The following is a 9,076-nucleotide window of genomic DNA, read 5'->3' as shown; positions in this document are numbered from 1 at the left end:
ATTACCCCTCCACCACCTTCGGTGGTCCCCCTCCCCATCTGGCGATGGGGAGGCAGGTTTCCGCTCCGCCCCTGCGGAGACCCTCCCATGACCGTCCTCTCCGGCCACGACCTCCCGCGGGACGGCGAGGCGCTCCAAGGGGCGGCGTTGCATGCTCGGCTGGACAAGGCCTGGGCCGACGCGCCCGGCTTCTGGGGCTGGCTCACCACCACCGATCACAAGAAGATCGGCAAGCGCTACATCGTCACCGCCTTCGTCTTCCTGTGCCTGGGCGGCGTGCTGGCGCTGGCGATGCGGATGCAGCTCTCCGGGCCCGAAAAGGCGCTGATGACGCCGGACCGCTACAACCAGCTCTTCACGATGCACGGCACGACGATGATGTTCCTGTTCGCCGTGCCGGTGATGGAGGCGATGGCGATCTACCTCGTGCCGCTGATGATCGGCACGAGGAACATCAGCTTCCCGCGCCTCAACGCGTTCAGCTACTGGATGTACCTCGCCGGCGGCACCCTCCTCTGGGTCGCGTTCCTGCTGAACATCGGCCCCGACGCCGGCTGGTTCGCGTACACGCCGCTCTCGGGCCCGCAATTCTCCCCCGGCAAGCGCACCGACATCTGGGCGCAGATGATCACCTTCACCGAGGTTGCCGCGCTCGCCGTGGCGGTCGAACTCGTCGCCACGATCCTCAAGCAGCGCGCGCCGGGAATGACGCTGGCGCGCATGCCCCTGTTCGTCTGGACGATGCTGGTCGTCGCCTTGATGGTGATCTTCTCGATGCCGTCGGTCGCGCTCGCCTCCGGCCTGCTCATCTCCGACCGGCTGATCGGCACCCATTTCTACAACCAGTATGAGCATGGCGATCCCTTGCTCTGGCAGCACCTCTTCTGGTTCTTCGGCCACCCGGAGGTCTACATCATCTTCCTCCCCGGCGCCGGCTTCGTCAGCCACATCACCGAGACCTTCACCCGCCGCCCGGTCTTCGCCTACCCCGCCATGGTGCTGGCCTTGGTGACCGTGGGGCTGCTCGCCTTCGGCGTGTGGGTCCACCACATGTTCGCGACCGGCCTGCCGCGCACCGGCTATGCCTTCTACACGGCGGCGACGATGGCGGTGTCGATTCCCGCCGGCATCCAGATCTTCTGCTGGATCGCCACCATCTGGGACGGGCGGCCGGTTTTCAAAGTGCCGTTCCTCTACGTCTTCGCCTTCATCATCACCTTCGTGATCGGCGGCCTGTCGGGGGTGATGCAGGCGTCGGTGCCGATCGACCTCCAGGTCCACGACACCTATTTCATCGTCGCTCACTTCCACTACGTGCTGATCGGCGGCGCCGTGTTTCCGCTGCTCGGCGCGATCACCTACTGGTTCCCGAAGGTGACCGGCCGGATGATGGACGAGGGCCTCGGCAAGATCGCCTTCTGGATGGTGTTTTTGGGCTTCCAACTCGCTTTCTTCCCGATGCACTTCCTCGGCATGTGGGGCATGCCGCGGCGGGTCTACACCTACCCGACCGGCATGGGCTGGGACGAGATGAACATGCTCGCCTCGATGGGCTCGTTCGTCGTCGCCGCGGCTTTCCTCCTGTTCATCATCAATGCGGCCAATTCGGCGCGCCGCGGGGCTATCGCCGGACCCAATCCGTGGGACGCCGCCGGGCTCGAATGGGCGACATCCTCGCCGCCGCCCTCCTACAATTTCGCGCACATCCCGGTCGTCACCAGCCGCACGCCCTTGTGGGACAATCGCAACCATTTGCCGGTGATGACCGGCCTCAGGGTCGACGAGCGCGAGCTGCTGCTGACCAGCGTCATGGACGCGATCCCGGATGTGCGCGAGCCGTCGGCGCTACCGAGCATCTGGCCGCTCTGGGCCGCGCTCTCGACCACCGCCATGTTCATCTCGTCCATCTTCACGCCCTGGGCGGTGGTGATCGGCACCTTCCCGATCGCGGCGGCCCTGATCGCCTGGTTCTGGCCGAAGACGCCTCCCAGCCCGGAGCCGGTGATCGAATGAGCGCGCTTCCCCCCCAGTTCCAGGGCGACCTCGCCCACCTGCCGAGCCACGCCTTCGGCCACCGCAGCCTCACCTGGTGGGGGGTGGTCGCCTTCTTCCTGATCGAAGGCACCGCCTTTGCGCTGGCGATCGGCACCTATTTCTTCCTGCAGGGGCTGGAGGACAGCTGGCCGCCGCAGCCCTACAAGCCGGCTGACCTGCTCGCCGGCACACTCTTCACCGTCACCATCCTGTTGAGCGAGATCCCCAACACCATCGTCAAGCGCGCCGCTGAGCGCCGTGATATCATCGCGGTGCGGAAGTGGATGCTGATCCTCCTCCCCATCTTCGCCCTGCTCCTCGTGCTGCGCGCGTTCGAGTTCAATTCGCTGAACGTCCACTGGTACGACAATGCCTATGGCTCGATCCTCTGGACCCTGCTCTTCCTCCATTTGACCCACATCCTCACCGACATCGCCGACACTTTGGTGCTCACCGCCCTCATCCACACCCGCCACGTGGCGGAGAACCGGCGGATCGTCGATGTGGCGGAGAATGCGATGTACTGGCGCTTCGTCTGGCTGACCTGGCTGCCGATCTACGCGCTCATCTATTGGGTGCCGAGGTGGGTGTCGTAATGCCCGGACCATCGACACCGCCGCCGCCCCAGGACGACGGCAAGCGGATCGCCTTTTCCTGGGCGGCGCTCGCCGCGGGCATCGTCGCCTGGTTCGGCTCGCAGCAATTCGGCTCCAACCACGCCTTCGCCGGCTGCCCCTCCTTCTCGCCGCTCGAGAGCCTGCTGCTCGGCCTCCTCGCGCTCGCCCTGATCGCCGGCGGCGCATTCCTGTCGCTGCGCATCTGGCGCGCCGGCAGCGTCGAGGAGCCGCGGCCGTTCGTCGCCCTCATCGGCATGCTGACCTCGGCGCTGCTCGCGGTGGCGATCATCCTCCAGAGTGCCGCGGGCATGATCATCCCGCGCTGCTTCGCATGAAGGCGCTCGCCTTCCTCGCCCTCGCGGCGCCCTCGGCGGCCTTCGCGCACGGCGCGGAAAGTGGTGCGGAAGGTGGTTCGTGGCACCCCGAAATGTCGATCTGGGTCCCACTTTTGCTGTTTCTGGCGCTGTATTGCGTCGGTTTCGTCCGGCTTTCCCGCCGTTCCGCCAACGGCCACGCCAGCCTCCGCCGCGGCGCGATCCTGTTCGCAGCCGGCTGGCTGACCCTCGCCGCCGCCACCGCCTCCCCCCTCCACGAGGCCGGCGAGCACAGCTTCCTCATGCACATGATCGAGCACGAACTGATCATGCTCCCCGCCGCCCTCCTCCTCGTCCTCGCCCGCCCCGGCCCGGTCCTGCTCTGGGCCTTTTCAGCAACGATGCGCGGCACTTTCGCCAACATCCACCGCGGCGGCCGCACCGTCTGGACCTGGCTCGCCGCCCCCGTCGCCGCCACGCTCATCCAGGGCGCGGCCCTCTGGCTGTGGCATATGCCGCCCCTCTTCGACCGCGCCCTGGACAGCGAGGGCTGGCACATCGCCCAGCATCTATCCTTCCTCCTCTCCGCCCTGCTCTTCTGGTGGGCCGTCGCCCACGGCCGCCGCACCAGCCACGGCCTCGCCGCCTTCTGCCTGTTCCTGACCTCGCTGATCGGCGGGGCGCTGGGCGCGCTGATGGCCTTCTCGACCAGCCCCTGGTACGCGCCCTACGCCGCCCTCGGCCTCACCCCCGCCGGCCTCAGCCCGGCCGAGGACCAGCAGCTCGCCGGTCTCGTAATGTGGGTCCCGGGGGGCGCCTTCCACGCCGCCGCCGCCCTCTATTTCCTTTACCAGTGGCTCAAGGCCAGCGAGGTCTCGCATGCCGTCCCAGCGGAATAAGCCGCTCGCAGTCGGCGGCCTCGTCCTCGGCGCGATCGCCGCCCTCGCCCTCGGCTTCTACGCCGACGAGCGCTACGAGATAAGCGAGCTGGAAGCGAAGGCGCAGGCGATGACCATGGGCAGCGTGCCGCGCGGCCAGCAGGCCTTCGGCAAATATGGCTGCGGCGGCTGCCACACCGTTCACCACGTCCCGCAAGCCTCCGGCACCGTCGGCCCGCCGCTCGACGGCGTCGCCGCGCGCGGCATCATCGGCGGGCGGCTCTCCAACAACCCCGACAATATGCGGCTGTGGATCGAGGATCCGCAGCGCGTCTCGCCCGGCACCGCCATGCCGAACCTCGGCGTCACCAAGCAGGACTCGCGCGACATCGCCGCCTTCCTCTACACGAGGGTATGAGCGGGACGATTTCGTGGAAATGCTGAGCGCAGCGGGGCTGGACCAGGCCCTGGCGGCGGCGGTGCGCGACCCCGTGCTGGTGCGCGCCGCCCAGGCCCTGCTCGCCAACGACCTTCCCGCCGCCGAGCGTCTGCTCCGCCCCCACCTCGCCGCCGATCCGTTCGACGTCGCCGCGATCCGCATGCTTGCCGAAGTGGCCGGTCGCATCGGCCGCTACGCCGACGCCGAGAAGCTGCTGCGCCGCGCGCTCGAGCTGGCGCCCGACTTCACCACCGCCCGCGCCAACCTCGCCACCGCCCTCTACCGCCAGAACCGCCCAAGCGAAGCGCTCGACACGCTCGCCACCCTGCTCGACCAGGAGCCGGACAATGCCGGGGGGCAGAATTTGAAGGCTGCGGCGCTGAGCCGGGTCGGCGCGTATCAGGAGGCGGTGGCCCTCTACGCGGATGTGCTGGCGAAGCATCCGGACCAGCCGAAGGTGTGGATGAGCTACGGCCATGTCCTGAAGACGGTCGGCCGCACCGGCGACGGCGTCGCCGCCTACCGCCACGCGCTCCGGCTCGCGCCCACCCTGGGCGAAGTCTGGTGGAGCCTCGCAAACCTCAAGACTGTAAAGCTGGGGCCGGAGGACATCGCTGCGATGACGGCAGCGCTGGAGACGCCCGGCCTCTCTGCGCAGGACCGGCTCCACCTCCACTTCGCCCTCGGCAAGGCGCTTGAGGATGCGGGCGACGCCGAAGCGTCGTTCGGCCATTATGCCGAGGGCAATTGCCTCCGTCACGCGCAGGTCGGCTACGATCCGGAGGAGACCAGTCGCCACGTCGCCCGCGCCGAGGCGCTGTTCACGCCCGGCTTCTTCGCCGCGCGGGCCGGCCAGGGCTGCCCTGCGCCCGATCCGATCTTCGTCGTCGGCATGCCGCGTTCGGGTTCGACCCTCGTCGAGCAGATCCTCGCCAGCCACCCCTTGGTTGAGGGAACGATGGAGCTGCCCGACATCCCGCTCCTCGCCCGCCGCGCCGCCGGCAGGGATGAGGCGGAATGGGCCGAGCGGATCGCCGCCCTCTCAGCGGACGCGCTTCGCGCGCTCGGCGAGGAGTATCTCGAGCGGACGCAGGTGCAGCGCCGCGAGGGCCGGCCCTTCTTCATCGACAAGATGCCGAACAATTGGGTGCATGTGGGCCTCATCCACCTGATCCTGCCCAACGCGAAGATCGTCGACGCGCGGCGGCACCCGCTCGATTGCTGCTTCTCCAATTTCAAGCAGCATTATGCCCGCGGCCAGGGCTTCAGCTATTCGCTGACCGACATGGGGCGTTATTATGCGGACTATGTCGCCCTGACGGCGCATTTCGATAAGGTCCTCCCCGGCCGCGTCCACCGCGTCATCCACGAGCGATTGCTCGACGACCCGGAGGGCGAAGTGCGCCGGCTCCTCGCCGCCCTAGGCCTGGAGTTCGACCCCGCCTGCCTCGCCTTTCACGAGAACCGCCGCGCCGTCCGCACCGCCAGCTCCGAGCAGGTCCGCCGCCCGCTCAATCGGGAGGGCCAGGACCAGTGGCGCCGCTACGAATGCTGGCTCGGACCGCTCAAGGACGCCCTCGGCCCGGTCCTCGCCGCCTACCCGGACGCGCCCTGACGGCGTGGCGGTGCTGCAACACAGCCTGCGCGGAAGCCGAAACGGAACCGAAATGGTTTGACCCCGGCCGCAAAGCGAAGCAGCCTTGCAGGCGGGAGCTACAGGGGGGATACACGCATGCAGCCTGCCACCGGACTTCGCGCCGCGGCACTCGCCTTGCTGGGCACGACGATGCTCGCCGGCCCCGCTTTCGCCCAGACCAATCCGCCGCCTCCCCCGCAAGGCGCGCCCCCGGGCACCGGCCCCGCCAGCGGCGCTGCGGACACCTCCGACAAGGCCCAGCCCGCCGCCGACACCGGCGACGAGATCATCGTCACCGCGACCAAGCGCGAGGAGAATCTCCAGAACGTGCCGATGAGCATCCAGGCGCTGAGCACCCGGCGACTGGAGGAAGCCAACGTCTCCAACTTCAACGATTACACCAAGCTGACGCCCAGCGTCTCCTTCCAGACCGCCACCCCCGGCAGCGCCAACGTCTACATACGCGGCGTTGCCTCGGGCGGCGACGGCAACCATTCGGGCTCGCTGCCTTCGGTCGGCGTCTATCTGGACGAGCAGCCGGTGACGACGATCGGCGGCACGGTCGACGTCCATATCTACGACGTCGCCCGCATCGAGGTGCTCCGCGGGCCGCAGGGCACGCTCTACGGCGCCTCGTCGGAAGCCGGCACCATCCGCATCATCACCAACAAGCCCGACAAAACGCACTTCTATGGGGGCGTCAATGGCGAGGTGAACGACGTCGCCCATGGCGGCTTCGGCGGGAAGCTCGAAGGCTTCATCAACGCGCCGCTCGGCGGGAGTGCGGCGCTGCGCGTCGTCGGCTGGTATCAGCACGACGCCGGCTATATCGACAATGTCGCCGGCACCCGCGCCTTCTTCCCGAAACCCGGCGGCATCGTCGCCAACAATGCTGCGCTGGTGAAGAAGAATTTCAACGACGTCGAATTCGCCGGCGGCCGCGCCGCCCTCGGCATCGACCTCGCCGACCATTGGACGGCGACGGCGACGATCATGGGCCAGGACCAGCGCAATCACGGCACCTTCGGCTTCGAGCCGAGCGTCGGCGATCTGAAGGTCCAGCATTTCTATCCGGATTACAGCCACGACCGCTTCTACCAGGCGGCGCTGACCATCCAGGGTCGGATCAGCAATTGGGACCTGACCTATTCCGGCGCCTATTTCGAGCGGAAGATCAACTCCTCGAGCGACTATACCGATTATGCCGAGGCCTACGACCAGCTTTATTCAAGCTTCGGCGGCATCGCCGGCTATTTGTACATCACCGACGCCGCGGGACATACGATAGACCCCTCGCAGCACATCATCGGCCGCGACCATTTCACCAAGAACAGCCAGGAGCTGCGCATTGCCTCTCCCGCCGACGGGCGGCTGCGCTTCGTCGGCGGCCTTTTCTATCAGCGGCAGACGCACCTCATCCACCAGGATTATCAGGTGACGAACCTCGCGCCGAACATGTCCGTCAACGGCTTTCCGGGCACCTTGTGGCTGACCCAGCAGAACCGCATCGACAAGGATTATGCGGCGTTCGGCGAGGCGAGTTTCGATATCCTGACGAACCTCACCCTCACCGGCGGCCTTCGCGCCTACAAATACGACAACTCGCTGATCGGCTTCTTCGGCTTCGGCCGCAATCCGGGGTCGGGCTTCACCGACGGCCCGTTCAACGCCGTCGGAAGCTCGAAGACGGGCGTCATCCAGTGCTTCACGACCACTGGCCAGAGGCTGACCGCGAACAAGAGCGGCACGTTGCTGGCGCCCATCGTCGCGGGCTCCCCCTGCACCAACCTCGGCGTGTTCAGCAACGGCACGGTCCAGCCGCAACAGGCGAAGGGCGACGGCCTCACCCATCGTATAAACCTCACGTGGAAGGCGACGCCCGACCACCTTCTCTACGCCACCTGGTCGAAGGGTTTCCGGCCGGGCGGCATCAACCGCCGCGGCGACCTCGGCGCGTACCAGGCCGACACGCTCACCAATTACGAGGTCGGTTTCAAGACCAGCTGGGACAACCGCCGGCTGACGATCAACGGCGCCATCTTCCAGCAGGATTGGAACAAGTTCCAATATTCCTTCCTTGGGCCGAACAGCTTCACCGAAATCCACAATGCGCCGAGCGCGCGCATCAAGGGCGCGGAACTCGATATCAACTGGCACCCGGTCCAGGGCCTGAGCTTCCTCGGCAGCGCCGCCTATACCGACGCCAAGCTGCTCAAGAACGTCTGCGCGGTCGACGACCCGACCTTCACCTGCTCCGGCGCCGGCAATTCGATTTCGGCACCCGCGGGCACGCGTCTCCCGGTCACGCCCAAGTTCAAGGCGAGCGGCACGGCGCGCTATGAATTCCCGCTCGCAACCGACGTGAAGGCGCATGTGCAATCGGTCGTCGTCCACCAGAGCTCATCGAGCGCCGACCTGCGCACCGGCCCGGCCGCCCTGCTCGGCCGCTTGAAAGCCTATACGATGGCGGATTTCGCCTTCGGCATCGACTTTTCGCGCTTCACAGCCGAGGTTTTCGCGGAGAACGCCTTCGACACCCGCGCCGAGATCACCCGATTCGACCAATGCGGCCAATGCTTCAACCGCATCTACGTGGTGCCTTACCGCCCGCGGACGATCGGGATCCGGCTCGGCACCAAGTTCTGATCTTGCCTCCCCACGAGCGACGGCTCGTGGGGAGGGGGACCACCCAAAGGGTGGTGGAGGGGTAAGCGTCGACCCAGTCGTTTCCCGCGTGAGCTGCAGGGCTGGAGCTTACCCCTCCACCAGCTTCGCTGGTCCCCCTCCCCGCCGCTTTGCGGCAGGGAGGCAGGGTGTCTACTCAGTGGCCGATCACCTCGACGCGATCCCGGCCGAAGCGCAGCCGCGCCGTCAGCAGGGCGCGGAATGCGTTGTAGCCGCCCTGGCCCGGGAAGAACGCGTGGAAGAAGAGCTGCGGCGCCCCATCCAGACCCGGCGCCACCGAGGCGTGGCCCGGCGCCCACCAGCGCGCCGTCGACTTGAGCAGCGGCTCAGGCTGCTTGACGTAGGGTCCCAGCGGATGGTCCGCGACGGCGACGCCGATGCCGTAGGCCGGCGTCCCGAAATCATTGCCGGCATAGAAGAGCCAGTAGCGCCCGTTCTGCCGAGTCACCCACGGCCCCTCGATCAGATGGCCT

The 9,076-nt window shown here is 67.3% G+C and carries 8 protein-coding genes; 7 read left to right on the top strand and 1 reads right to left on the bottom strand.

Annotation, left to right across the window (positions count from 1 at the left end; translation table 11 throughout):
- The first annotated feature begins 87 nt into the window (after nt 1-87).
- From ctaD to VGC56_RS18875, 7 genes are all read left to right on the top strand, one after another.
- Nucleotides 88-2,013 (top strand): cytochrome c oxidase subunit I, encoded by a 1,926-nt coding sequence (ctaD, locus tag VGC56_RS18905; protein WP_464127400.1) that lies wholly within the window; start codon nt 88-90, stop codon nt 2,011-2,013.
- Nucleotides 2,010-2,630 carry a cytochrome c oxidase subunit 3 gene (locus VGC56_RS18900; RefSeq protein ID WP_464127398.1) on the top strand — a complete coding sequence of 207 codons (621 nt, stop codon included), beginning with the start codon at nt 2,010-2,012 and terminating at the stop codon, nt 2,628-2,630. Before ctaD ends, VGC56_RS18900 begins: the two co-directional genes overlap by 4 nt.
- Nucleotides 2,630-2,986 carry a hypothetical protein gene (locus tag VGC56_RS18895; protein WP_464127396.1) on the top strand — a complete coding sequence of 119 codons (357 nt, stop codon included), beginning with the start codon at nt 2,630-2,632 and terminating at the stop codon, nt 2,984-2,986. The genes VGC56_RS18900 and VGC56_RS18895 overlap by 1 nt, the downstream gene beginning before the upstream one ends.
- On the top strand, nt 2,983-3,864 hold the full coding sequence (locus VGC56_RS18890; RefSeq protein ID WP_464127394.1) for a cytochrome c oxidase assembly protein: 882 nt from the start codon (nt 2,983-2,985) through the stop codon (nt 3,862-3,864). The genes VGC56_RS18895 and VGC56_RS18890 overlap by 4 nt, the downstream gene beginning before the upstream one ends.
- Entirely contained in the window at nt 3,845-4,261 is a 417-nt protein-coding gene (locus VGC56_RS18885; RefSeq protein WP_464127393.1) for a c-type cytochrome, read from the top strand. Before VGC56_RS18890 ends, VGC56_RS18885 begins: the two co-directional genes overlap by 20 nt.
- A gap of 19 nt (nt 4,262-4,280) precedes the next feature.
- The gene (locus VGC56_RS18880) at nt 4,281-5,897 is read left to right on the top strand and encodes a sulfotransferase family protein (RefSeq protein ID WP_464127391.1); all 1,617 of its coding nucleotides are present in this window, start codon (nt 4,281-4,283) and stop codon (nt 5,895-5,897) included.
- A 117-nt stretch (nt 5,898-6,014) separates the two neighbouring features.
- Nucleotides 6,015-8,564 (top strand): TonB-dependent receptor, encoded by a 2,550-nt coding sequence (locus tag VGC56_RS18875; RefSeq protein WP_464127389.1) that lies wholly within the window; start codon nt 6,015-6,017, stop codon nt 8,562-8,564.
- A 175-nt stretch (nt 8,565-8,739) separates the two neighbouring features.
- Here the strand turns inward: VGC56_RS18875 and VGC56_RS18870 are convergent.
- Nucleotides 8,740-9,076 (bottom strand): family 43 glycosylhydrolase (locus VGC56_RS18870; protein ID WP_464127388.1); only part of this gene is annotated, 337 nt, incomplete at its 5' end.

The sequence above is a fragment of the Allosphingosinicella sp. genome, assembly GCF_036403745.1.
Classification (GTDB): Bacteria; Pseudomonadota; Alphaproteobacteria; order Sphingomonadales; family Sphingomonadaceae; genus Allosphingosinicella.
The sequence above is the reverse complement of the archived record's forward strand: the minus strand, read 5'-3'. Positions and strand labels throughout refer to the sequence as shown.